This window comes from Alloprevotella sp. OH1205_COT-284, assembly GCF_003859795.1.
Lineage (GTDB): Bacteria > Bacteroidota > Bacteroidia > Bacteroidales > Bacteroidaceae > Alloprevotella.
In genome coordinates this window covers 15754-40332 of the sequence record NZ_RQYI01000003.1, presented here as the reverse complement: position 1 = coordinate 40332, position 24579 = coordinate 15754, and the positions used below count along the sequence as shown (strand labels likewise).

Annotated in this window: 25 protein-coding genes; 14 read left to right on the top strand and 11 right to left on the bottom strand. The window is 52.6% G+C overall.

What is annotated here, in order from left to right; all coding sequences use genetic code 11:
- Positions 1 to 222 precede the first annotated feature (222 nt).
- The 10 genes from EII14_RS09260 (at position 223) to EII14_RS01630 (ending at position 11578) form a co-directional block, all read left to right on the top strand.
- A complete protein-coding gene (locus EII14_RS09260; protein WP_124930837.1) occupies positions 223 to 477 on the top strand; it encodes a hypothetical protein in 255 nt (84 codons plus the stop codon).
- A gap of 379 nt (positions 478 to 856) precedes the next feature.
- Positions 857 to 2086: a phosphoserine phosphatase SerB gene (gene serB, locus EII14_RS01670; RefSeq protein WP_124930836.1), complete on the top strand. Its 1230-nt coding sequence runs from the start codon at positions 857 to 859 to the stop codon at positions 2084 to 2086.
- A gap of 256 nt (positions 2087 to 2342) precedes the next feature.
- Complete coding sequence (locus tag EII14_RS01665; protein ID WP_124930835.1) at positions 2343 to 4364, top strand: transketolase; 2022 nt, start codon at positions 2343 to 2345, stop codon at positions 4362 to 4364.
- Between the two features lie 96 nt (positions 4365 to 4460).
- Positions 4461 to 4898: a ribose 5-phosphate isomerase B gene (gene rpiB / locus EII14_RS01660; RefSeq protein WP_124930887.1), complete on the top strand. Its 438-nt coding sequence runs from the start codon at positions 4461 to 4463 to the stop codon at positions 4896 to 4898.
- A 352-nt stretch (positions 4899 to 5250) separates the two neighbouring features.
- Entirely contained in the window at positions 5251 to 5526 is a 276-nt protein-coding gene (locus EII14_RS01655) for an HU family DNA-binding protein (RefSeq protein ID WP_124930834.1), read from the top strand.
- 442 nt (positions 5527 to 5968) lie between these two features.
- Positions 5969 to 7549 (top strand): Rne/Rng family ribonuclease, encoded by a 1581-nt coding sequence (locus EII14_RS01650; protein ID WP_124930833.1) that lies wholly within the window; start codon positions 5969 to 5971, stop codon positions 7547 to 7549.
- 119 nt (positions 7550 to 7668) lie between these two features.
- Positions 7669 to 8868, top strand: coding sequence for an AGE family epimerase/isomerase (locus EII14_RS01645; protein WP_124930832.1), 1200 nt, complete (start codon positions 7669 to 7671; stop codon positions 8866 to 8868).
- 50 nt (positions 8869 to 8918) lie between these two features.
- Positions 8919 to 9659, top strand: coding sequence for an SDR family NAD(P)-dependent oxidoreductase (locus EII14_RS01640; protein WP_124930831.1), 741 nt, complete (start codon positions 8919 to 8921; stop codon positions 9657 to 9659).
- Positions 9660 to 10036: 377 nt separating this feature from the next.
- On the top strand, positions 10037 to 10399 hold the full coding sequence (locus tag EII14_RS01635) for a Dabb family protein (protein WP_233569337.1): 363 nt from the start codon (positions 10037 to 10039) through the stop codon (positions 10397 to 10399).
- 75 nt (positions 10400 to 10474) lie between these two features.
- A complete protein-coding gene (locus tag EII14_RS01630; RefSeq protein ID WP_124930830.1) occupies positions 10475 to 11578 on the top strand; it encodes an Mrp/NBP35 family ATP-binding protein in 1104 nt (367 codons plus the stop codon).
- A 151-nt stretch (positions 11579 to 11729) separates the two neighbouring features.
- On the opposite strand, the gene aroB is transcribed toward EII14_RS01630, so the two are convergent.
- The 7 genes from aroB to EII14_RS01595 all read right to left on the bottom strand — a co-directional run bounded on the left by aroB (position 11730) and on the right by EII14_RS01595 (position 17956).
- The gene (aroB, locus tag EII14_RS01625) at positions 11730 to 12773 is read right to left on the bottom strand and encodes a 3-dehydroquinate synthase (RefSeq protein ID WP_124930829.1); all 1044 of its coding nucleotides are present in this window, start codon (positions 12771 to 12773) and stop codon (positions 11730 to 11732) included.
- Between the two features lie 33 nt (positions 12774 to 12806).
- On the bottom strand, positions 12807 to 13226 hold the full coding sequence (locus EII14_RS01620) for a thioesterase family protein (protein ID WP_233569335.1): 420 nt from the start codon (positions 13224 to 13226) through the stop codon (positions 12807 to 12809).
- Between the two features lie 75 nt (positions 13227 to 13301).
- Complete coding sequence (locus tag EII14_RS01615) at positions 13302 to 13577, bottom strand: hypothetical protein (protein ID WP_124930827.1); 276 nt, start codon at positions 13575 to 13577, stop codon at positions 13302 to 13304.
- Complete coding sequence (locus EII14_RS01610) at positions 13577 to 14317, bottom strand: hypothetical protein (RefSeq protein WP_124930826.1); 741 nt, start codon at positions 14315 to 14317, stop codon at positions 13577 to 13579. Before EII14_RS01610 ends, EII14_RS01615 begins: the two co-directional genes overlap by 1 nt.
- Positions 14318 to 14349: 32 nt before the next feature.
- The gene (gene rlmD, locus EII14_RS01605; protein WP_124930825.1) at positions 14350 to 15771 is read right to left on the bottom strand and encodes a 23S rRNA (uracil(1939)-C(5))-methyltransferase RlmD; all 1422 of its coding nucleotides are present in this window, start codon (positions 15769 to 15771) and stop codon (positions 14350 to 14352) included.
- A gap of 144 nt (positions 15772 to 15915) precedes the next feature.
- On the bottom strand, positions 15916 to 17073 hold the full coding sequence (locus EII14_RS01600; protein ID WP_233569333.1) for an ATP-binding protein: 1158 nt from the start codon (positions 17071 to 17073) through the stop codon (positions 15916 to 15918).
- A gap of 274 nt (positions 17074 to 17347) precedes the next feature.
- Positions 17348 to 17956 (bottom strand): methylated-DNA--[protein]-cysteine S-methyltransferase, encoded by a 609-nt coding sequence (locus EII14_RS01595; RefSeq protein ID WP_233569331.1) that lies wholly within the window; start codon positions 17954 to 17956, stop codon positions 17348 to 17350.
- Between the two features lie 54 nt (positions 17957 to 18010).
- Between EII14_RS01595 and EII14_RS01590 the strand changes: the two genes are divergently transcribed.
- Positions 18011 to 18643 carry a formate/nitrite transporter family protein gene (locus EII14_RS01590; RefSeq protein ID WP_124930824.1) on the top strand — a complete coding sequence of 211 codons (633 nt, stop codon included), beginning with the start codon at positions 18011 to 18013 and terminating at the stop codon, positions 18641 to 18643.
- A gap of 81 nt (positions 18644 to 18724) precedes the next feature.
- On the opposite strand, the gene EII14_RS01585 is transcribed toward EII14_RS01590, so the two are convergent.
- Positions 18725 to 19735, bottom strand: a complete 1011-nt coding sequence (locus EII14_RS01585) for a YitT family protein (RefSeq protein ID WP_124930823.1) — start codon at positions 19733 to 19735, stop codon at positions 18725 to 18727.
- Between the two features lie 387 nt (positions 19736 to 20122).
- Here EII14_RS01585 and EII14_RS01580 point away from each other — a divergent pair, with 387 nt between their 5' ends.
- Both EII14_RS01580 and EII14_RS09255 read left to right on the top strand, forming a co-directional pair.
- On the top strand, positions 20123 to 22126 hold the full coding sequence (locus EII14_RS01580; RefSeq protein WP_124930822.1) for a hypothetical protein: 2004 nt from the start codon (positions 20123 to 20125) through the stop codon (positions 22124 to 22126).
- Between the two features lie 20 nt (positions 22127 to 22146).
- A complete protein-coding gene (locus EII14_RS09255) occupies positions 22147 to 22314 on the top strand; it encodes a hypothetical protein (RefSeq protein ID WP_158608294.1) in 168 nt (55 codons plus the stop codon).
- 144 nt (positions 22315 to 22458) lie between these two features.
- On the opposite strand, the gene EII14_RS09250 is transcribed toward EII14_RS09255, so the two are convergent.
- The gene (locus EII14_RS09250; RefSeq protein WP_158608293.1) at positions 22459 to 22602 is read right to left on the bottom strand and encodes a hypothetical protein; all 144 of its coding nucleotides are present in this window, start codon (positions 22600 to 22602) and stop codon (positions 22459 to 22461) included.
- A gap of 19 nt (positions 22603 to 22621) precedes the next feature.
- Between EII14_RS09250 and EII14_RS01575 the strand changes: the two genes are divergently transcribed.
- A complete protein-coding gene (locus tag EII14_RS01575) occupies positions 22622 to 23770 on the top strand; it encodes a tetratricopeptide repeat protein (protein WP_124930821.1) in 1149 nt (382 codons plus the stop codon).
- A gap of 18 nt (positions 23771 to 23788) precedes the next feature.
- Here the strand turns inward: EII14_RS01575 and EII14_RS01570 are convergent, their stop codons facing one another.
- Positions 23789 to 24121: a translation initiation factor gene (locus EII14_RS01570; protein WP_124930820.1), complete on the bottom strand. Its 333-nt coding sequence runs from the start codon at positions 24119 to 24121 to the stop codon at positions 23789 to 23791.
- On the bottom strand, positions 24118 to 24564 hold the full coding sequence (locus EII14_RS01565) for a (deoxy)nucleoside triphosphate pyrophosphohydrolase (protein WP_124930819.1): 447 nt from the start codon (positions 24562 to 24564) through the stop codon (positions 24118 to 24120). Before EII14_RS01565 ends, EII14_RS01570 begins: the two co-directional genes overlap by 4 nt.
- Positions 24565 to 24579: the final 15 nt, after the last annotated feature.

Sequence of the window (24579 nt, the reverse complement as noted above, 5' to 3'; positions counted from 1 at the left end):
GAAAATTCCGCCTCCTGACAATTCGGAAAATCGACCGCTCTCGCGCGCACGCGCGCGCTCCTTGTCATTACATTTTGCTTTCACTGCCTTCGCAAAACGAGATAAACGCATGATTATCAACCCGTTTTTAGCGAAGGCAAGTGAAGGCAAATTAAAAACAACGTTCACAACGCACTGAAATCCAACAGATTGACGCGATTTTTTGCCTTCACCGGCTCGCAAATGGCCGTTCTTCGCACCGCAATGGTGAAAGGAGGTGAAGGCAAACCCCTCGTTTTGCCTTCACCGTATTACGTTGATTTTCAAGCACTCGCAAAATCGACAGAGCGTTTGCCTTCACTTGCCTTCGCAAGAAACACTCTCATCTTCAAAGAGATAATCATTTTAGCGAAGGCAAAACGGCAAAAACAAAAAAACAGGGAGAGAAAACGTCGAAAACGGGCGGTTTCATCGAAAACGCCACGGCAGTTGCCATGACAGCAGGAGGGCGGAGCGTTTGATGAGAAAAGAAGCCCTCGAAAGGGTATGGTTTTGGAAGAGCGTTGCACGGTTTATTTTGACAAATGCGTAGCGAAACGTGCCCTCCGATCTTGTCGTCATCCCGCGCACCGCCTCACCCCTCACTGCAACCACACACGAAAAAAACGGCAAATAGTTCTCGAAAGTTTGGCCGTTTGTGCAAATCTTTCTATATTCGCGCTCTTCGGTTTTTCTTTTTGTCTTCATCTTCAAATGTTCAAAAAGAAAGGCATACCGCCCGATTGCCGCGCCATATTTTAGGGTATCCGGTCGGACGAGCCTTGCCCGACAAGCCCGAAAGCGGTTTGTTTTTCCCTTTTCCACAACTCGTTTTTCCATGCAGCAAGAACTCATTCTCATTCGCATCACGGGAGAAGATCGTCCCGGTCTGACAGCAAGTTTCATGGCCATCATGGCCAAATACGACGTCGACATTCTCGACATCGGACAAGCCGACATCCATTCCACGCTGTCCTTGGGCATTCTGATCCGAACCGACGAAGAAGCAGGCGGACGCGTCATGAAAGAAGTGTTGTTCAAAGCCTCCGAATTGGGCGTACACGTCGGTTTTTCGCCGATCGAAGCCGAAGAATACGACGAATGGGTAAATGCACAGGGCAAAAACCGCTTTATTCTCACCGTTTTGGCGCGCCACCTCACAGCCAGACAAATCGCAGCCGTCAGCCGCTTGGTGGCCGAAGAAGAGATGAACATCGACGGCATACACCGCCTCACGGGACGAGTGCCGCGCATACAATGTTCCGACCAAGTCAGGGCATGCGTCGAGTTTTCGCTCCGCGGCACGCCCAAATCTCGCGAAGGCTTGCAAGCCAAACTACTGCGTTTGAGTTCGGAACTCGAAATGGACTGCTCCCTTCAATTCGACGACATGTATCGCCGCATGCGCCGCCTCATCTGTTTCGACATGGACTCCACCCTCATTCAAGCCGAGTGCATCGACGAATTGGCGGAATATGCCGGCGTCGGCGCAGAGGTGAAAGCCATCACCGAAAGGGCGATGCAGGGCGAAATCGACTTCAAGGAGAGCTTCACGCAACGCGTGGCACTGCTCAAAGGGTTGGACGCGGGAGTCATGCGGGAAATTGCCGAAAAACTCCCTGTCACAGAGGGCGTGGAGCGACTTATGTATGTGCTCAAACGCTATGGCTACAAAATTGCCATACTCAGTGGCGGCTTCACCTTCTTCGGCCATCATTTGGCCAAAAAGTTCGGCATCGACTACGTTTATGCCAACGAACTCGAAATAGACGCCGACGGCCGTCTGACCGGTCGATATTTGGGAGAAATCGTAGACGGCCGGCGCAAAGCCGAATTGCTCAAACTCATCGCACAAGTGGAAAAGGTGGATCTTGCACAAACCATTGCCGTGGGCGACGGTGCCAACGATCTGCCCATGCTCGCCGCCGCCGGTTTGGGCATCGCCTTTCATGCCAAACCGCGCGTCGCGGCCAACGCCGGACAAAGCATCCGCACCATGGGACTCGACGGGGTGCTCTATCTGCTCGGCTTCAAAGACTCTTATCTCGACGAGAAAGGACGCCTGTAAGAAGATGCCCTTCCGTATCCGAAATGCCGCCGGCAAACACTCTTCGCTCTCCGGCCGGCAAGTCTTTTTCAACGCATCGTTGTTCAAAAAGCCGACAAACTCTTGGCTAAATGCTTAAAAATATGTACTTTTGCTTCTTGAACGACGCACAGCAAATTACATATCGAAAACGGCCATGTATTTTGCGTTATTGACGTGTCTACACCCAAACAGCATAACAAACACTACGCTTTCGACAAGCAGACTTGTTTTTCTTATGGAAAATTCCACTCAACTTCTCAACCTTGCCGCCGACAACATCCGTGTTCTTGCGGTCAGCATGGTTGAACGCGCAAAATCCGGACACCCCGGCGGTTCCATGGGCGGCGCAGATTTCATCAACGTGCTTTACAGCGAATTTCTCACCTACGACCCCGATTGTCCGACGTGGGAATGCCGCGACCGCTTCTTCCTCGACCCCGGACACATGTCGCCGATGCTCTATTCGCAACTCGCCCTCATCGGACGGTTCTCCCTCGAAGACTTGAAAGCATTCCGCCAATGGGGCTCCGTCACACCGGGACACCCCGAAGTCAATTTCGAACGCGGCATTGAGAACACCAGCGGCCCGCTCGGACAGGGACACACCTATGCCGTCGGAGCGGCCATTGCGGCAAAAGCACTTTATGCCCGTACCGGAAATCCGGGCTTTCTGAAAGAAAAAATCTACGCCTATATTTCCGACGGAGGCATTCAAGAAGAAGTTTCGCAAGGCGCAGGACGCATCGCAGGACACTTGGGACTGAACAACCTCATCATGTTCTTCGACGCCAACGAAATACAGCTCTCCACCGAAACGGCAGCCGTCATCTCGGAAGACACGGCCATGAAATATCGTGCATGGAATTGGAACGTGCTCGAAATCGACGGCAACAACCCCGAACAAATTCGCAAAGCCCTCCGCGAAGCCAACGCCGAAACGGCACGACCGACACTCATCATCGGACATTGCGTCATGGGTAAAGGAGCCCGACAGGCCGACGGCAGCAGCTACGAACGCGACTGCCGCACCCATGGTGCACCCCTCGGCGGAGATGCCTACAAAAACACCATACTCAACCTCGGAGCCGACCTCGAAGATCCGTTCGTCATCCGCCCCGAAGTGAAAGAACTCTATGCACGACGCGCCGAAGAACTGAAATCCGTCGTCGGCCAACGTCGCGCCGAAGAACAAGCATGGGCAGAGGCCAATCCGGAGAAAGCCGCACAGTTGGCCGACTGGATGGCAGGACGCCTGCCCGATCTCCCGTGGGACGAAATCCGACAAAAGCCCGACGGCCCCACTCGCAACGGTTCGGCCGCATGCCTCTCCATGCTCTCGAAGCATGTGAAAAACATGATTGTTTCGTCTGCAGACCTCTGCAACTCCGACAAAACCGACGGTTTCCTCGCACACACCACCGAAATACGGCGCGACGATTTCTCCGGAGGTTTTCTGCAAGCCGGCGTGAGCGAACTGACCATGGCCTGCGTGTGCATCGGCATCACGCTCCACGGCGGCATGATCACGGCCATGGGCACATTCTTCGTATTCTCCGACTACATGAAACCCGCCATACGCATGGCCGCCCTCATGGAACTGCCCGTGAAATTCGTGTGGAGCCACGACGCTTTCCGCGTGGGAGAAGACGGACCTACCCATGAACCCGTCGAACAAGAGGCGCAAATCCGCCTCATGGAGAAACTCAAAAACCACTCCGGACGCGACTCCGTGCGTGTGCTCCGCCCTGCCGACGTGCACGACGCCACACAATGCTGGCGCATGGCAATGGAAAACACCGACACACCCACCGCGCTGATATTCAGTCGTCAAAACATCAAAGACCTGCCCGAGGGAACGGACTACACACAAACCGCCCGCGGGGCTTATGTCGTGGTACACGAAGCACAACCCGATGTGGTGCTCGTAGCCAGCGGTTCGGAAGTGTCTACCCTCGTGGCCGCCGCCGATCTGTTGAAACAAGACAACATCAAAGCACGTGTAGTCAGCTGTCCGTCCGAACAACTTTTCCGCAACCAAGACGCCGACTATCGAGAATCGGTGCTTCCGAAAGGCATCAAAAAATTCTTCCTCACCGCAGGGCTTCCCGTGATCTTCGAAGGATTGGCCGGTGACACCGGACGCATCTTCGGACTCGAACATTTCGGACACAGTGCCCCTTTCAACGTGTTGGACGAAAAATTCGGTTTCACCCCCGACAACATCTATAAGGAGGTCAAAGCCTATCTTGCCGAATAAGCCCCTTTCCGTTTAGCAACACCACACAGCGAAGCAATGGATTTGCACCCCTGCCCATCCATTGCTTCTTTCAATTCTCCAAAACTCATCGACACAATGGAAACCATAGGATTAGCCTCGGATCACGCCGGGTTTGAACTCAAACAATATGTGAAAGACTACCTTTCGCGCAAAGGCATCTCCTTCAAAGACTACGGCACTCACAGCGAAGCCTCATGCGACTATCCCGACTATGCCCACGCCTTGGCCGAGGGAATGAAAAACGGCGAATGCCGCCGAGGCATTGCCATTTGCGGCAGCGGCGAGGGCATCTCAATGACGCTCAACAAGCATCAACACATCCGCGCGGCACTCGTTTGGATGCCCGAAATAGCCCGCATGACCCGTCTGCACAACGACGCCAACGTATTGGTCATGCCGGGACGCTACATCGACACCGCAACAGCCGAAGCGATCATGGATGAATTTTTCGCCACCGATTTCGAAGGCGGCCGACACATCCTGCGCGTAGAAAAAATGGCCGTCAAATCTTAAACCCCAACGGCCAACCGCCTCCTCTTCGGAACGGCAAACACGGGAATAAAAGCAAAGAAAGTTTCGCTCGCATTCTGTGTTTCGGAAGCCGATTCCGACATTCTCACGACATGTTCTTGACCTGTTCCCGATACTCACCCGCCGCACCTGCCGCATGGGCGTGCTGTCAGGCAGACTTGGCAAATTTCGACAAGTTCAATTCCACAAAGGGGAGGAACGACACATTTTTTTCGATTTGTGACAAATCACGTTCAAAAAAGCGCAACAAGCCTTGTGGCAATCAACTGAAAATTATACCTTTGCATTCAATTCCAATCATAAGACATTCAAACAACTCTAAATCACCAATAAGATGACTAAAGCAGATATTGTAAAAGAGATCTCCAAGAAGACCGGTATCGAGAGTGCCACCGTATTGGCATCTGTTGAGGCTTTCATGGAAACTGTCAAAGACTCTCTTGCCGGTGGTGACAATGTTTATTTGCGCGGCTTCGGCAGCTTCATCCTCAAAAAGCGCGCCCAAAAAACCGCACGCAACATTTCATTGAACACCACCCTCATCATTCCGGAGCACAACATCCCTGCTTTCAAGCCGGCCAAAACATTTGTTGCAAAAATCAAGAACTAAAATCAGCAAGTCGTTGCTCTTGGCAGACCGACAAGTTTCATTTCAAACGACCTCACTCCAAGAGCATGACCCAAAGATACATGTTTATTAATAAGTTAAACCTATTCAACCATGCCTAACGGAAAGAAGAAGAAAAGACACAAGATGTCCACTCACAAGCGCAAAAAGCGTTTGCGCAAGAATCGTCACAAGAGCAAGAAGTAATCCACGGCTCAGCTGACGGCTGAAAAGTTAAAAGTCACGGTGCTCTTCTTGCCAATGGCAAACAGCCTCGACTTTTAACTTTTCGCTTTACAGGCCTTTCTCCTCACCCCTTTGCGAAGGCGTCACTGCTTTATTTTTCCGAAGCCCCCTCAGAGAAACGGCCGTTTACTCCCTATTTTGTTTTCCCTTCCGAGAAAACAGGATTTTGGAGCCGCCAAAATCCATAAACACTGATCACATGACAAGCGAAGTAATCGTAGATGTCCGGAAGAATGACATTTCGATCGCCCTGCTCGAAGACAAACGTCTGGTCGAGTTCCAAAAAGAAGGGCGTTCGGAGCAGTTTTCTGTGGGCAACATTTATTTGGCCAAGATCCGCAAGATCATGCCCGGCCTCAATGCGTGCTTCGTGAATGTGGGACACGAACGCGACGCTTTCCTCCACTATTTGGATTTGGGAGTGCGCTACAAGCAGTTCGAACACTACCTCGGTCTTATCGGCGACGGGAAGCGAAAACCGCTCCCCCTCCACAAAGTGCCCCGACAACCCAACACCGAAAAAGACGGTCAGATCCAAAACACGGTGAAACAAGGTCAGGAGGTATTGGTGCAGATCGTCAAAGAACCCATCTCAACCAAAGGGCCGCGCCTCTCTTGCGAAATCTCGTTTGCCGGGCGCTACCTCGTGCTCATCCCTTTCACCGACAAAGTCAGCGTTTCGACAAAAATCAAAAGCGACGGAGAAAGAGCGCGCCTCAAACAACTCATTCACAGCATCAAACCCAAAGGTTTCGGCGTCATCATACGCACCGTGGCCGAGGGGCGACGCGTAGCAGAGCTCGACCAAGAGCTCCGCATATTGGTGGGACGTTGGGAAAGCGCCATTGCCAAGATCCAAAACCGTGATCCTCAGGACAAGGCCACCCTTGTTCATGAAGAGACCAGCAGAACGGTCGGACTTCTTCGCGACCTTTTCAACCCTTCGTTCGAAAGCATTCACATCAATGACAAATCGGTGTTTGAAGAAGTGCGCGACTATGTCACGCTCATCGCTCCCGAATGCAAAGACGTCGTGAAGCTCTACAAAGGCAGCGTGCCGATTTTCGACAATTTCTCCGTCACCCGGCAGATCAAATCGTCGCTCGGCAGAACCGTCACCTATAAGCACGGCGCCTATATGATCATTGAGCACACCGAAGCCCTTCACGTTGTAGACATCAACTCCGGCAACCGCAGCAAAAGTCCCGAAGGACAAGAAGTCAATGCCCTCGACGTCAATCTCGGGGCGGCCGACGAACTGGCACGACAGCTTCGTCTGCGCGACATGGGAGGCATCATCGTGGTCGATTTCATCGACATGGCACTCCCCGAAAACCGCCAAAAGCTCTACGAGCGCATGGTCGAAAACATGAAAAAAGACCGTGCCCGCCACAACATTCTTCCGCTGTCCAAATTCGGCCTCATGCAAATCACGCGTCAGCGTGTGCGTCCGGCCATGGACGTCAAAATCGAAGAAGACTGTCCGTCGTGCGGAGGCACGGGAAAGATCAAATCATCTTTCCTTTTCACCGACTCGCTCGAAAAAAAGATCCGCATGGTTTCCGAAGACTTAGGTATTCGCAAATTCCACCTTCACGTGCATCCTTTCGTAGCCGCCTACATCAATCAAGGCTTCGTTTCTCTCCGTCGTCGTTGGCAAGCCCACTATGGTTGGGGCATTAAAATCATTCCCAATCAAAGTTTGGCTTTTCTCGAATACAAATTCATCGACGCCAAAGGCGAAGAGATCGACATGAAAGAAGAACGCGAAAATCAGTAGCCTCGTGCTGCAACATCCCATTGGGAGTTTATGAGTCGCCCGACTCATAAACTCCTTTTTTGTTTTGCCGTCAAAAGGGTTTATTGTAAATTTGCCGAAACAACGCAACACCTTTTCTTATGCTCGATTTCAAACAGCTTGCCCGCCAGTACAAAAGCGAACTTCTCGACCGCGTCATGCCCTTTTGGATGCAACACTCCATAGACCGCGAGTATGGCGGCTACCTTCACTGTCTCGAACGCGACGGCAGCGTTTTCGACACCGACAAATTCGTGTGGATGCAAGGGCGCGAAGTGTGGATGCTTTCCAAGCTCTACAACACCGTTCACACTCCCGACGTGAGCGAAGAAACCCGTGCCCAATGGCTCGAAGCCGCCATACGGGGAGCGGAGTTTTTGAAGACAAAAGGCCACGACGGAGCCTTGAATTTCTATTTCGCTCTCGACCGCGAGGGCAACCCTCTCGTGGAACCCTACAACATTTTCTCCTACACGTTTGCCGTCATCGCTTTCGGACAGCTCGCCCTTGCCACGGGCAACGAAGAGTATGCCGACATCTCGCGCCGCACGTTCGACATCGTGCTCTCAAAAACAGACAACCCCAAAGGCCGTTGGAACAAAGCCGCCTCCGGAGCGCGCGCCATGAAAGGCTTCGCCCTGCCGATGATACTGTGCAACGTGGCACTCGAAATCGAACATCTTCTCCCACAGGACTTTCTCGAAAACACCATCGAAACCTGCATTCACGAGGTGATGGACGTGTTCTATCGCCCCGAACTCGGGCTTATCGTCGAAAACCTCACGATCGACAACCGGTTGTCCGACTCCATGGACGGCCGTCTGCTCAACCCCGGTCACGCCATTGAAGCCATGTGGTTCATCATGGACTTGGGGCAGCGGCTTGACCGTCCCGAACTCATCGAACGCGCCTGCCACATCGCCATTGCCGAAGCCGAATACGGCTGGGACAAAGAGCACGGCGGCATCTTCTACTTTATGGATCGTCTCGGCCGTCCGCTTCAACAGCTCGAATGGGATCAGAAACTCTGGTGGGTACACATCGAAACCCTCATCACCATGCTCAAAGGCTATCAGCTCACCGGCAACACCGAGTGTTTGGCATGGTTCAAACGCGTACACGACTACGTTTGGTCGCATTTCGTCGATCCCGAGCACGGTGAATGGTACGGCTATCTCAACCGCCGCGGCGAGGTGTTGCTCACACTCAAAGGCGGCAAATGGAAAGGTTGCTTCCACGTTCCGCGCGGTTTGCTCCAATGCTGGAAGATGCTTGAAGAACTGGCCGCACGTCCGGTTTGATCACCTCTTCTCCTCTCCGCCCCACGTCACATTTCCCAACTTCTCCCCTCATGAAAAATGCACTCGTCACCGGAGGCACCAAAGGCATCGGCCTCGCCATCGTCGCCATGCTCCTCCGAGAGGGCTATTATGTGGTCGCCACCTATGCGCGCGACCTCACAGCCGCCCGACAATGCCGAGAAACCTTGCTGCAACAAGGTTTCGCCCCCAACCACCTTGACACCCGTCTACAAATCGTAAAAGCCGACCAAGCCTCATCGGACGAGATGAGCGATTTGGCAACCTTTCTCAAAAAGCTGCACCACATCGACTGCCTCGTGCTCAACGCCGGCACGACGCTCCGCAAATCGCTCGACGAAACGACCGACGCCGAGTGGGAACACATCATGAGAGTCAATCTCAATAGCAATGTTTTTCTCATCCGCGACCTTCTCGGAGTCATTCCCAACGGCAGCCGCATCGTCTTCATCGGTTCGCAAATGGGCATCCACCCCCATGCCGCCTCCTTGGCCTACGGGGTGAGCAAAGCCGCCGTCCATGCCTTGGCGCAAAACTTGGTCAAGGTCTTTGAAAAGACCGCGACGACCGTCAATGCCATCGCACCGGGCTTTGTCGAAACCGAATGGCAGCGCGACAAGCCACAGGAAATCCGTGAGCGCATCCTCCAAAAAACGGCTGTCGCTCGTTTTGCCTACACCGACGAAATCGCCGACGCCGTCAGGTTCTGCCTCCACAACGCTTTCCTCAACGGCAGCGTTCTCGAAATCAACGGCGGCTATTGCCACAAGTGATTGCCCTATCCCGTTTTCCCGCCCCGGATCATCCTTCTCTCTCTGCCCCGCCCCTCCTTTGCGAACGATCGGCAGAGAGAGAAGTTTTTGTTCGCGGCCAAGACAATCACACCGATCGCCCTCCCTCCTCATCGCCACGCTCTGTCCTCCTCACGTACCTCCCTTCCACAAATGATTACGCAAGAAAAAAGAAAAGGAGCTTGTTTCTCGCAAAAACAAGTGAAAAGTACAAATACAGGCATCTTAATCAGGCTTTTCTTTGTAAATTTGCTTTGCGGAAAAGAGCACATCGCTTTCGGTGGCAACTACCTCTGAGGTAGAATTTTCCAACTAAGAGGTAGAATTTTCTAAGTCTTAGGTAGAAAATCCTGCGACTCATGCAGCGACAACGCCCTCCTTTCCGCCTTCATCTCCGACTCACTCACTTACTCCCCATGCTCAAACACATTGTGATGTGGCGCTTCAAAGACGGCGCCGAAGGCCAAAGCGCGACACAGCACGCCGCTTGGATGAAACAGCAACTCGACGCCCTCGTCGGTGTCGTTCCCGAAATCAGAAGCCTCGAATGCGGCATCGACGTGCTCCGCACTCCGGTTTCGTTCGACGCCGTGCTCACCGTCGTTGTAGACAACATCGAGGCACTCTCCCGATATGCCAATCATCCGGCACATCTCAAAATCGCCGAGCGTGCCAAGCTCATCGCCGACACTCGCGTGGCGGTCGATTACACCCTCGACTGAATTTCTCCGACGGCCGACACGGCCATGTCCGAAAGTTCAATTTCGCCACTCTCGGCCTCAACTTCTCAACTCACCATGACGCTATACCCGAAACTCATCACCGATGCCCTCGCCCAAGTGCGCTATCCGGGCAACGGCAAAAATCTCATCGAAGCCCAAATGCTCTGGGACGACCCGCGCATTGACGGCATGAACGTGAGCTTCTCCATCGTGTTCGAAAAGAACCCCGACCCTTTCATGAAGAGTCTTTTCAAATCCATAGAAGCCACCATTCATCGCGAAATTTCTCCCGACGTGGAGGTACACATCAGCCCCAAGTTCAAGCAATCCGAACGCCCCGAACCCGGCAAACTCCTGCCACAGGTCAAAAACATCATCGCCGTTTCCTCCGGCAAGGGCGGTGTGGGCAAAAGCACCGTTTCGGCCAATCTGGCCGTAGCTTTGGCCGCACGGGGCTATAACGTCGGTCTGCTCGACGCCGACATCTTCGGCCCCTCCGTGCCCAAAATGTTCCACCTCGAAAACGAACAAATCTACGCCCACGTCGTCGAGGGACGGCAGTTGCTCATTCCGGCACTGAAATATGGCGTCAAGTTGCTATCGATCGGCTTCTTCGTCAATGCCGAAACGGCCACCCTTTGGCGCGGCTCCATGGCTTCCAACACGCTCAAACAGCTCATCGCCGACGCCGACTGGGGCGAATTGGATTACCTCATTCTCGACACTCCTCCCGGCACAAGCGACATCCACCTCACCCTCCTCCAAACACTGGCCATAACGGGAGCCGTCGTCGTGAGCACGCCCCAGCAAGTAGCACTCGCCGACGCTCGCAAGGGGATCGACATGTATCGCAATGAGAAGGTGAACGTGCCCATTCTCGGTTTGGTGGAAAATATGGCATGGTTCACCCCTGCCGAACTGCCTCAAAACCGCTACTATATCTTCGGGCGCGAAGGTACAAAACGCTTGGCCGAAGAACTCGACATCCCCCTTCTCGCCCAAATCCCCATTGTGCAAAGCATCTGCGACGGCGGCGACAACGGCGAGCCGGTGGCCGTCAATCCCGACACCCTCACCGGGCAGGCTTTCACCGCCTTGGCCGCAGCCGTGGTTGAGGCCACCGAGCGACGCAATCTCGAACTCGCTCCCACGCAAATTGTGGAAGTCACGCAGCATTGACCGGTGCCGCGCGCCTTTCCCGCCTTTCAACACGCAAGACACGTCGATGCCCTCCGGCTCAACGTGTCTTGCGCTATCTTGACAACAAGGGCGCATTCTCCTCGTCGTTTGGAGAATGCGCCCTTATGGTTGCTGTGTCGGTCGGTGTTGGTCAAGCCTCTCGCAAAAAGTCGAAAGCCTCATCAACGAGGCTACGCTCCACGCGGCGGTTGATCACTACTTTTCCCACATCGGACAAGAGAGAAAAATTTATCTGTCCGGCCACGTTCTTTTTGTCGTGCAACATCAATTCATGCAGCCGATCGTAATCGTCGCAAGTGAAATCGGGACGGCCATAATGGTCGAAGATGAAGCGCACGGTAGCCTGCATCGCATCTGTCGGGAAAGCCGCTTCCGCGCAACTCATGAAGAGTTCGCACACCAAACCCCACGCCACGGCATATCCGTGTAACACTGCTCTGCCTTTTTCCAACATCAGACTTTCAAAGGCGTGCCCCACGGTGTGTCCCAGATTGAGTGCTTTTCTCAACCCTCGCTCGTGCGGGTCTTCGGCCACGATGCGGCGTTTCACCTCGATGCTTTCGGCCACGAGCGTTTGGAGCATCTCCAAGTCGGGCGTGGCGAGGTCGAACTTCAAGTGGCGCACCCACATCTCTTTGTTGCTCAACAAGGCGTGTTTGAGCATTTCGGCATATCCCGAACAAATGTTTTCGGCATCGAGCGTACGGAGAAATTCGGTGCTGACCAAAACCGTTTCGGCGTCGGCAAAGCTCCCGACTTCGTTTTTCAGACCGCCGAAATTGATGCCCGTCTTTCCTCCCACGGCCGCATCGACCATTGAGAGCAACGTAGTCGGCACGTTGATGAAGCGTATGCCGCGTTTGAACGTCGCCGCCGCAAATCCGCCGAGGTCGGTGATCATGCCTCCGCCGAGATTGATCATCAGCGAATGGCGCGTCGCACCGCCCTCCTGCATTTTCTCCCATACCGTGGCGAGCGTGGCGAGCGTTTTATGCACATCGCTCGCTCCGACCACCATTTCGTGCGCTCCGGCCAAAATCGTTTCAATGACCGGGCGACAAAGGCGATGTGTGTTTTCATCGGTCAGCAGCAGCAATCGATCGGGCGTTCCTTCTCGTTCGATGGCTTGCGCGAGTTCGGCCGCCATGTTTTGGGCATAAACGATGTGTTGCATGTTTTGAGTGTCGGTTTTGCGTTTGTTGCTCAATTATTTTCCGGCTTCGTAGGCCTCAATCGCCGCCCGATATTCGGCAGGGATTTCGACCGATTCCTGTTTTTTCAGATCCACACACACCATCACCGTTCGGGCAGTGCATACCACGCGACCGTTCTTTTGATTTACGGCGCGCTGTTCAAGCGTGAAGCTCTTCGTGCCGAGGTGACTGATACGCGTTTCCACCACGATGTCGTCGCCATACACCACCGGTTCGATGAAGTCGGCGTTGATGTTGGCTATGAGGGGCACCACGGATTGCCTGCGGAAATCGTGCTGAAAGACATCGGCAAAATAACTCTCTTTCCCCAAATCGTAAAAAGAGAAGTAGGAGTTGTTATTGACGTGCTGATAAGAATCGAGATCGTTGAAACGGATCTGTATGGGCGTGCGATGGCGAAAAAATTCGGTCATGGTCATTTTTTTTGAAGGCGAGGATACGCCAAAGATGATACGTTGAAAAATAAGAAGATCAAGTCGGAGAAAATCTTAGAAAAAATCTCGTCCCACCGCTCTGCACCTCATGCGGTCGGGACGCAACTCCATGCTCTCGTCGTCGAGTGCACAGAGATCTCGCAGAGCATAAATGCCGCGTTCCTCATCCGTGCGATGAACGCCGGCCGAGGCAAAAAGATGGTTGCGTGCATCAATGATGCACACCGCCTCTTGCGAATAGTCGGCCGTTTCTCCCGAAGCGCGCAATGCGGCTTCGACATGACTCAAAAGAGCATCGGCAAAATCTTCGAGTTCGGAGGAAGGTGTCATTAGCGGAGCAGGATTTTCAAAAAGGCCTCGGGGTGGGCATCGAGGCGCGAAAGTTCATAAGCGGGAAGTCGGAGCGAAAACGTGCCCGGCACTTCGTCGAGATTGAAATACTCTCGAAGAATGCAGGCCAAATTAAACGAAGATTTGTCGCCCTTGCGAATCAACTCGACGGCAAAACGCCGAAGGGTCGGCACATCGTCTTCCCACTTTTTCAACAATCGGAAAAGCAGGAAGTAGCACACCGGCGTGCCGGCTCTAAACAGATAGCCCGCTCTCACGCGATCATTTTCTTCGTTCACCCGAAAGAGCGTCATCAAACGCTCCACCTTCTCTTCTTGGTCAAACAAAGGGAGGAGCGCGTCGAGTGTTTTTCGACGATCGATGTCCGAAGCCACGTCTTGGGCAAAAGCCCGAAACGCTTCCGCTTCGCAGACCAACGGTCGGTGGCAGTGGCGTGCCGCTGCGGCTTTGAGCATAGTGCCGACATAGGCCTTGGCGTTGTCGGCGGCCAACACAAGAAAAAAACGCCAAAACTCCGCCTCGGTCACAGTTTCCCAAAATCTGCCTTCGCACATCACTGCGCCGGCTGCCCTAAACTCCGCATGACGCAGCGTTTTCAGCCGATCGCGCAAAGCCTCGGCATCTCCTGCGGCCAAATAGGTCGATAGGTTTTCGCGAAGTCGGGCAGTCGAGGGCGATGTGGGCATGGGCTTTGTCTTGGGAAGGTGAGTGCGAGCCAAGAGGAATGGCGATGCGTGGCTGAAAATCGGATTTATCTGAGTTCGAGCAACACCACGTTTTCCACATGGTGCGTTTGCGGAAACATATCCACCGGCTGCACCGCCACAACTTTATATTTGCTGTCGAGCAGTTGCAAGTCGCGCGCTTGTGTCGCCGGATTGCACGACACGTAAACAATGCGCTTCGGAGCGGCGTTGAGAATGACCCCGACCACGTCGGCGTGCATGCCGGCGCGAGGCGGATCGGTGATGATGACGTCGGGACGGCCGTGGCGGTCGATAAATTCGTCAGTGAGGATATTCTTCATGTCGCCGGCGTAAAACAAGGTTTTCTCCTCCAATCCGTTGAGTCCGGCATTGACCTTGGCATCTTCAATGGCTTCGGGCACATACTCTATCCCCACCACGAAGCGCGCCTTTCCGGCCACGAAATTGGCAATCGTGCCCGTGCCTGTGTAGAGGTCGTAGACCAGTTCATCGCCCGTCAATCCGGCAAAATCGCGCGTCACCTTATATAATTCGTAGGCTTGTTCCGAGTTGGTTTGATAAAAACTTTTCGCCCCCACTTTGAAGCGCAATCCCTCCATCTCTTCGTAGATGCAGTCGGTGCCGGCATAAGTCACCACGTCGAGGTCGCCGATCGTGTCGTTGCACTTCGTGTTGTTCACATAGAGCAACGAGGTGATTTCGGGAAACGTCGTTTTCAAAAACTCCATCACTTCGAGTGCTTGCTCGCGGTCGCGGTCGGTCATCATGCAAAACTGCACCAACAACATCACCTCGCCTGTCGAAGCGGTGCGCAGCATGATGTTGCGCAGCAGGCCGCGGTTGGCGCGAAGGTCGTAAAACGCCAAACCGCGTTCGAGGGCAAACGTGCGCAGTCCGTTGCGAATGCGGTTGTTGATGTCGCCCATCAGATGACACTCTTCGATGTCGAGAATTTTGTCGAACGCCCCCGAGATGTGAAAGCCCAGTGCCTCCATTCGCTCAAATTCCACGCCACTCTTCACCTCGTCGAGCGTGAGCCATCGTTTGTTGGAAAAACCAAACTCCAACTTGTTGCGATAGGCTCTGTCGCGACGCGATCCGAGAATGGGACGGCATTCGGGCAACTCCACTTTGCCGATGCGCGTGAGGTTGTCCGTCACCTGTTGCTGTTTGTATTTCAGCTGTTCCTCATAGGGCAGCACCTGCCATTTGCAGCCGCCGCAAATGCCATAGTGCCGGCAAAACGGCTCGCTGCGCTTCTCGCTATACTGACGTATGCGCACAGCTTCGGCCTCGGCATAACTGTGTTTTTTGCGACGCAGTTGCAAATCCACCACGTCGCCCGGCACGACATAGGGCACAAACACGGCCAGTCCGTCGATCTTGGCCAAGGCCTTGCCTTCGGCGGCCACGTCGGTGATAAGAATATTTTCGAGAAGGGGGAGGGGTTTCTTTTTGCGAGCCATATATTGTTGTCTATATTTCTGTGGCAAAGTTACGGCTTTTTTGTGTGGTAAGCATCAAAAGGGAAGCGAAAACGCCGAATGCCAATAAATAAAGCCCCACAACGTAGAGTCTCACCGATGATGTGGCACTCCTTATATATACAACTATTTGAAGAGCAAATTCAAATCCATGGATAAGAACTCTTCAAATGACAAGCCTCCGGAACCAACCACAAAGGCGCGATGCGGGTGGTAAGCCTTCTCAAATTTAGGCAGGCCTTTGTTGGTGGTGCGTCTTCCACTTTTAACCTCAATGGCGATTGTCTTCTCTCTTCTATGAAGCACAAAGTCCACTTCGTCGTGGCTGTCACGCCAATAATAAGCTTTATAATCACAAATCTGTGCTTGACTCACGATATAGGCTCCTACGGCGGATTCCACATAACGCCCCCAAGCGTTTGGATCTTCTGCCATCTCCATGTAATCCTTGTCTGCATACACATTGCGCAGGGCATTATTGTGAACTTGAAATTTAGGAATCGAGTTATATTTGCGAGCATCATCCTCTGCATACTTCTGCAAACCACACAGCAAACCACATTCGTCCAGCAGATGAAGGTAGCCGGCCAATGTGGTGACATTGCCTGCGTCTTGCAACTGGGCAGCCACCTTGGTCAGCGACAATAATTCACCACTATAACTACTGCCAAGTTCAAACAATTGGCGAAGTAGCTGGGGCTTCATGATTTTAGTATCCATCAGCACATCCTTGGAGATGGATGGCTCAATCAAGGCGTCTTTTACGTAGTTTCTCCAGCGGCGTTCATCAGCGATATAATCAGCAGCACCGGGGTATCCGCCGAAATAAACATATTGGTAGAGGTTCCAACCGAAGCATTCTTTCATTTCGGGAAAGCTCCAATGCGTCAGTCGAATCAGCTCATATCGGCCGGCCAATGATTCGGTGAGCCCCTTTTCTATCAACATGCGTGATGAACCCAATAGGACGACTGCGAGTCCTCGCTTTTCACGAGTGTCTCGATCCCATTCCGCCTTTACGGTTTCACTCCAATTGGTTATCTTTTGTATTTCATCTACCACTAATAGGCGCTTCCCCTCCCCACGCATATCCATACGCATACGGGCAGTTTGCCAGATACCGGCCAACCAGTCGGCTGATGCACCTACGACATCATCGGCCGAATAGCTGTCATAGGGCAACTCGCAAGCGTCAAGCACTTGACCCATCAAGGTGGATTTGCCTACCTGACGCGGTCCGACAACGACCTGCATCTTGCTGCGAGGTTCGTTGATGCGCGTCATGACTTCCGAATACTGTGCTCTTTTATATCCCATTATCCATAGAATGTTTATCCGTTTGAACAAAAATGTTCAATCCGGCGAGTAAAAATGTTCGTTCGTTTGCAAAGATAATGGTTTTCGCTGATAGTGAATGCTTTTACACGAATAAATCCTGCAATCCTCCTTCAACAATCCTCTTCGGGAGGCACCTTTTCCGATTGATCAGGAGGTGGTTTTCCTTACCTTTGAGATAAAGCTTTCTGCCTTAAAGATAGAAAAAGCGGCAACGGCGGCCTCACTCCATTCTTCTCACTCGTTCGGTTTCGAGGGCGAGCAACGCCGCCTTGCGCCACAAACCGCCGGCATAGCCGCGCAACGTACCGTCGGCGGCCACCACTCTGTGGCAGGGAATGAGCAGAGAAATCGGATTTCGTCCAATGGCACCCGCCACCGCACGTATCGCCGCCGTGCTTTTATCCTGTCGGGTCGCCACACGTTCCGCCACGGCTTTGTAGCTCATGGTCTTGCCTTCGGGAATCAGAAGAAGCTCCTCCCAAACGATACGTTCAAATGCCGTGCCGACGGGTTGCAACAAGGGGAAAAGAGGCAACGCTTCACCTCCGAAATAAGCATCAAGCCACTTGCACGTATGCCGCACGAAAGGCACATGCTCCGCAGCCCATGGCCATTTCTCCGCAGCGGTCGGAAAATGTTTCTGTCCTTCAAACCAAACTCCTTTCAGCACAGCTCCGTTTCCGGCCAACAGCAAATCGCCCAACGGCGAAACATACAAATGTTTCTGACAGTCGTTCATATCAATCATGAATACAAAAATATGCTTTTCGCCCGATTTCTTCCTGCATGCCCGCCCGATTTCTTCGTTTTTTCGTAATTTTGTGCGCATTTATCAATTTGCCACATTGGGGCGTCGCCCTTTTCAAAACTTCCATCTCGCTCTATGCAAACACATTTCGATCTTTTCCGTGTGTCGGTGGCGGCAGGTGCTGCCATCGGTTTGGCCGGTTTCGCTTATTTGGCGGTGGGTGGTGTGCCCGGCGCAGTTCTTTTTACATTCGGTCTGCTCAGCATCGTGGGCTATCGGCTCAAACTCTACACCAGCCGTGCCGGTTTCATTCATCGCAACGAGGGCGGACAGTTGGCCGCCATTTTCCTCTACAACGCCATCGGCTGCCTGCTCGTCGCACTGCTCACGCGAGCCTCTTCCATGCCCATCAACGAAGCTGCCCAACACATCATCGAGAAACGTTTGGCCAACGGCATTCTCAATAGCGGTCTGCTCTCCATCGCCTGCGGCGTCATCATGACCGTGGCCGTCACCTTCGGCTATCGCAACAACTTCCTGCCATTGCTCTTCGGCGTGCCGCTCTTCATTCTCTGCGGCTTTCCCCACTGCATGGCCGACACGTTCTACATCCTCACCTGCCCCACCGATTTCCTCCTCTGCAACATCGACAGCCTCCTGCTCTATCTGCCGGCTATCACCGTGGGCAACTTCATCGGCTGCAACCTGCCGCGCCTTTTCCCAAAACCTTTCGACCCCATGGCTCCGGCCGCCCCGAAGGCTTCTTGACGCCTCGCGAAGGACGCCGCCACAATACTTTCGACCGCCGCTTGTAGTGCCTCGGAGCATCGCAAGCGGCGGTCGTTTTTCTCATAAAGGACGAAAAGTATCGGCGTCGGGCAACTCTTTCCACCGAAAGCCATATACATCATAGGCGTCTGTAATGACGACGAAACTCTCCGGAGCGAGCCGTTTGACGCCGTCGGTAATGGCGGGCAACTCCTTGTCGCGCACCACCATGAGCAAAATCTCCTTTCCTTTCTCGCTATACAAACCGCTGGCGCGCGTGCAAGTGGCGGTTCGGTCGAGCGTCGTCAGCACCCAGTTTCGCAACACGCAGGCGTCTTCCTCCGTGCAAATGATGTGTACGAGCATGCAGTCTTTGGCACCGCTCAACAACATCGAGATGCTGCGGTTGAGCACATACATCGTGATCAGAGAATAAAACGACAGCATCCACGAACGCGAGCTCACACTTTCTCCCTCAGCAAGGCCGAACCCCATGCCGATCACCACAAGGCCGGCCAACACAATCGAACCGTCCACGGCCATCAAACAATTGGAAAAACGAAATGAGGTGAGTTTGTGTACAAGCATCGCGATCACATCACTGCCACCACTTGATGCTTTCTGCCGAATGATCAATCCCGTGCCTATTCCCACAAGTGCACCTCCTATCAAACTGCTGACAATCAAATCTTCCGACATATCGAGTCTACCGCCCAAAATGCGCGAAGGGTCGAGCTTACGCAATGCCTCGGCATCGGGATAAGCCCAAAGCGAAAGCAAATCGACCATGATCGGAAGAGCAAAAACAGAGATGAGTGTGCGAAGTCCGAGCCGGCCGCCCAAAATCAGAGTAGACACCAACAATAGCGGAACTTGTATGAGCAACGCATAAATCCCTATCGGAAAAACAGGCAACAAGGCATGGAGCACGATGCAAATGCCAAACACGCCGCCCGGCACAAGACCATAAGGACTGACAAAAAAGACAATGCCCACGGCAGCCACGAAACAACCGAGAAGTATTCCGCCAATCGACTTCAACGTTTCGGGCTGCATAGCCTCGCGAAAATAAAACCACAATGTTGTTGGCATAAATGAAGATTTGAAATAAAGAAATAAAACGATGAGCCGCAAAAATATGCTTTTCGTGGCAACAAACAAAATCCTCCTTGACGATACGCAATGTTTTTCTCGCCAAGCAACAACTTCAAATAGAAACTCCGTTCAGCAAAACGAAAGGTCAAAAACTTTCCTCTATCCATTTATGCGAAATTAATATATCAAAAGTGGCATTATTTGAGAAAACACGACATAAAAACAAAAAACAAAGCTTAAAGTTTGGCCGTTAAGTGACGTTTAACTATCTTTGGCTCGCAAAGAGAGGGTTATCCTTTTTCCTCTGCCGGAGCAAACGCTTTTCCGTGCCGCCGGCTTTGTCTTACATCACATTCTTTATTACATTTTCAAAACCACAAAATCATGAGAAAAAAGTTTTTTTCGAGGGGGTTCTTTGGTCTCGCCCTGTTAATGCTGTTTGGATTGACCCTTCCAACGTGGGGACAACCCTCCATGGCCTATACAATAACAAACGAGATATTGAAAGAACAAATTACTGATGGCAAGCTCATTGCCATCAAAGCCAATGATGCGAATAATTCAAATTATGTAAAAGGTGCATCTGTGGGATCTCCTACTTTTCTTGGAGCGACCACAACATTTAAGGTGGAAGTTGCCGGGGATAAGTTTCGTTTAAAAAATGTAGGAGCTAACCAATACATCAAAAAACCACAAGGCTCATGGTCGGGTTCCTTAGTTGCCATGACCGACAATCAAAGTGAAGCTGCACTTTTTACGGCAAATAATGTCGCAAAAGAGAATGTCGCGTGGAATACTTCTCTGCTTGATAATACCGCTACTTATGTACGCTTTGTAGAATCTGTGGCAAATAACTGTTTTTTCAACTGTCAACGTACCAATGCCGCACCAAAGTGGCTGTCTGGACAAGGAGGTTTTTCTGTTTTTAAGGTTTATGAAGTGGTCGATAATTATGAATACCCTGCTTTCGATGAAAATAAACCGTTCCGTGTAATAAGCAACCGCGGCACTCTTACCTATGATACAGAAAGAGGAAAACTCAAAAATGTGACGGGTACGGGGAATGATGGCGATGTTAATCAAAAATTTGCCATTATTACCGATGACGGTGTAAAGTATTTATACAGCTATGGTGCCGGAAAATTTGTTGCCTCTGACTATTATCGCACCGGAAATCGCTTGACTACTGTACCGGTCTACACCCTGACAAAAAGTAACGCTCAAACTCCTATGAATAACTATGCTTACAAGCTTCAACTAAACGGAGGAGGGAATAATAGTTTTATAAATCTGAGTGAAGAGAATGTTCTAATTGATCATTGGACAACGGAAGATGAAGGTAATCGTTTTTACCTCAAAAATATTGAAGAAACAGTTCAATCCGCAGAGATTTTGAAAAATGCCTATAACGCGGCCATCGCTACCGTAAAAGCACAAAACGATGGAGTTACAGTTTCGGAAGGAACCAATCTGACAGAGGCCAAAGAGAATTGGAACACTGCCAAAACACAAGCTCGCTTAAAGGCTGGTTTCTATCGTTTGCAAGGGCCTGCCGGAAAATATCTGACTGCCGGAGATAAGGGAGCAGCTCTGACAATGGGTACAACCAAAGGTGAACAAACCATTTTCTACTACAACGGAGAATCGGAAAAGAATCTCGTAGCTCTGAGCAATGGTTATTCTCTGCACAATGCAAACCTTGGAGGTACTCCTGCCGACGGTGATGCATTGACCATTCGTGTCGAAGACGGTGATACCTACACTTTGCAAGGTGGTGAAACTTATCTTACTCACAATACTAACAACTCTGTTGCAAAGGGTAACAAGCAGGAAAAATGCGAATTCAGACTTGAATCCGTAGCCGAAATTCCCGTAACTCTCCACAATGGAGAAGCCACCTTCTACACTCCCGTTGCTGTGTCTGTAAGCGAGGGCACCACGGCCTATAAAGGCTCTGTTTCGGGCTCTACCCTCAACCTCACCGCTTTGAACGGAACAATTCCTGCCAACACGCCTTTCTTCTTGAAAGGAACAGGAGATTGCACTCTGACCGTAACCACCGGAGGGGAAACTATCAGTGATAATGCTTTCACCGGCTCCGTGAAAACACGTACACAAACATCAGGCAAGAGCACTTATGTTCTCTCCAATGCGGAGTTCAAACTTTTGGGTGAGGGCGTGAATTGCCGTGGCTTCCGCGCACAAGTAGAAACTGAAACCAACTCCGGTGTTCAAGGCTTTACGCTTGAATTCGACAACATCACCGCCATTGAAAGCGTGGAAACTCCCACTGACAATACACCCGTATTCGATTTGAGCGGTCGCTGTGTGGCCAAAACCGTGAAAGGAGGCATTTATCTCCGTAACGGCAAGAAATTCGTTCAATAATCCACGTTAAAAAAATCATCATGAAAAAGCAATATACAACCCCGAAAACGATGGTCATCTCTTTCGCAACCGAAGGCGTTATGGCCATGAGCAAACAGCTCACTTCGAGCGAAAAATGTATGGACGAACTTCAACAACACACCTCCGAGTGGTCATACGACAGCCCATGGAGTGACGATGTAGAGTAATCGTTCCTGCTCAGAAAGTCAATCCCCGAATGCTCCCAAGAGCCGTTCGGGGATTGATCTTTTTTATTCATGGTCTGCACCGCACACGCCGACAGAGAAGACCGCCGCAAAATCGTGCATCTGCCCCAATATCATTTTTATCGATCAAGCCGTCATCAACAGCTTGGTCGGGGCGCATTTTGAGGCGGTGGCGGTGGCTTCCTGCGCAGTTTCTTTGAAAAGTTTTCTGCCGCTCTTTCCGTCGAAAACGAGAAAGTTAGTATTTTCGCCAACGAAAAGCCTTTTCATCTTTCAGTTTTCCCACGACATGACACACACGCTGCACATCTCTTCTCCGCTGAATGTCGATCTTCCGCGCCTGATCGCCTCTGTCGGCCTTCCCTTGGAATATGCTTGGACGCAGGGTGCCGATTTTCCGGACGAAAAAATCTACTACGTTTGGCAGCCCGAAATCTCCACCACCGTGTTTTGCATCGAGACACATCCTCGAAACGGCACGACACTCTCCATGGACGGTTTGGCCGCTTGGGAAGACTATCGTCTCTTTCCCTACTTGGCCGACTGCCTCAGCGCGCAACTCTGCGGGAAAGGCATCGCCGACATCTTCAAACGCTACAACGAGGCATGGACGGCCGAAGCCATTGGCGAGGCCGTGGCCTATGTGAAAGTCTATCTATCTTTGGGAAAGCGATACTATCTGCACAATCCGCTCGTTCCCTTTCAGTTTATCGACAACGAGCTATTGGCCACTGTCGGCACGAGCTATCGGTCGTCTACACCGCGCATCTTCGGCTACATACAATATCTGCTCCGCCACCACAAGGTGAAAACAGCCACCGAAGTAGGTTTTGAAACCGACGGAGAAGAGGTGTTGGAGTTGGAAGCCGATGTGCCGCAACATGTGTCGATCGGGCGCGTGAAGTCGTGGCAAACGGACGGATCGGTGACTTGGCAGAGTTTCTCGCAAGCCGACGTGGAGTTGCTGCTCGACATCGCACGCCGCCACGAGAGCGGCCTGCGGAAAGCCGACGGCGTGGTGCTCAACGACATCGGCACGCTCTATCAAGAGGGCATCGGCGTCAAACAAGACGGCCGCCGGGCGGCCTATTGGTTCGGGCAGGCCATTGAGCACGGCGATTTGATCTACGCCCCCTCCAACTTGGGCGACATCCACCGCAAAGGCTGCCCTCCCCTGCCCATTTCTTTGCGCGACGCATTCGAAGCCTATGCCTTGGGGCAAGACCCTTATGCCCACTACCGCATCGGACAAGGGCTCGAAGAGGGTTGGACGGGACAGCCCGACCCCGTCCGAGCCGTCGAGTGGTTCAAACGTGCCGCCGCGGCCGGTCATCATTTGGCCATTCGCCGCTTGGCGCAATCTTCCGAAAGTTCACCTTCCGCCCCCTCGGCATCCGTCCGAAAAGCCACCGCCGCCACGCCGCCGCCCTCTTCGTAGTCCGATCGGAGAGGGCGGTCATTTCGTTTGGGTGTAGCCCATCGTTTTGAGCAACTCCACAACGCGCACGCGAAAATCCCCCTGCACCAATATCTCGCCGTCTTTGGCCGTTCCGCCCACGCCGCAGCGGGATTTCAACGCCTTGCCCAGTGCCGAGAGGGCGGCCGCAGTGCCTACAAATCCGCTCACGAGGGTCGTCGTTTTTCCGCCGCGGCCGTTGCGCTCGATCCTCACGCGCAGTTTCTGCTCTCCCGGCGGCAGGGTTTCGGGTTCTTCGGGTGTGTCGGTCTGATAGTTGTGGTTTTGCGCCGTGCTATACACGATGCCGAGTCGGTGTTTCCAATCGTTCATGGTTTTGCGGTCTTTGAATGTTCGCGGCCTACAATGCTCACGATAGGGCGGTCGGCCGGTGCCCAGTCCCATTCGCTCCATTCTTCGGGCAATGCCCATCGGCTTTCGCAGTGCTCCGTGAGCTGCACGTCGGTCGTGGTTGCCGTGCAACCGTAGGCCGTCATCGTCAGTCGAAATCCCTCGGCGTTTCCCTCCGCGGCATATTCGTGTTCGACGGTCAGGATCTTTCGCCCCACCTCTATCGGCAGGCGCAGTTCTTCCATGATTTCGCGCGCAAGGGCTTCGGGCGGAGTTTCTCCCGATTCTATTTTTCCTCCGGGAAACTCCCATTTCCATGCCGTGGCCGGATGTCCGCCTCCTCCTCGTCGCACGCAGAGACAGCGGTCGCCGCAGCGGATGACTCCACACACGACATGATAGTGTTTGTTTGTCGATTTCAACATTTTTGCCTATATTTG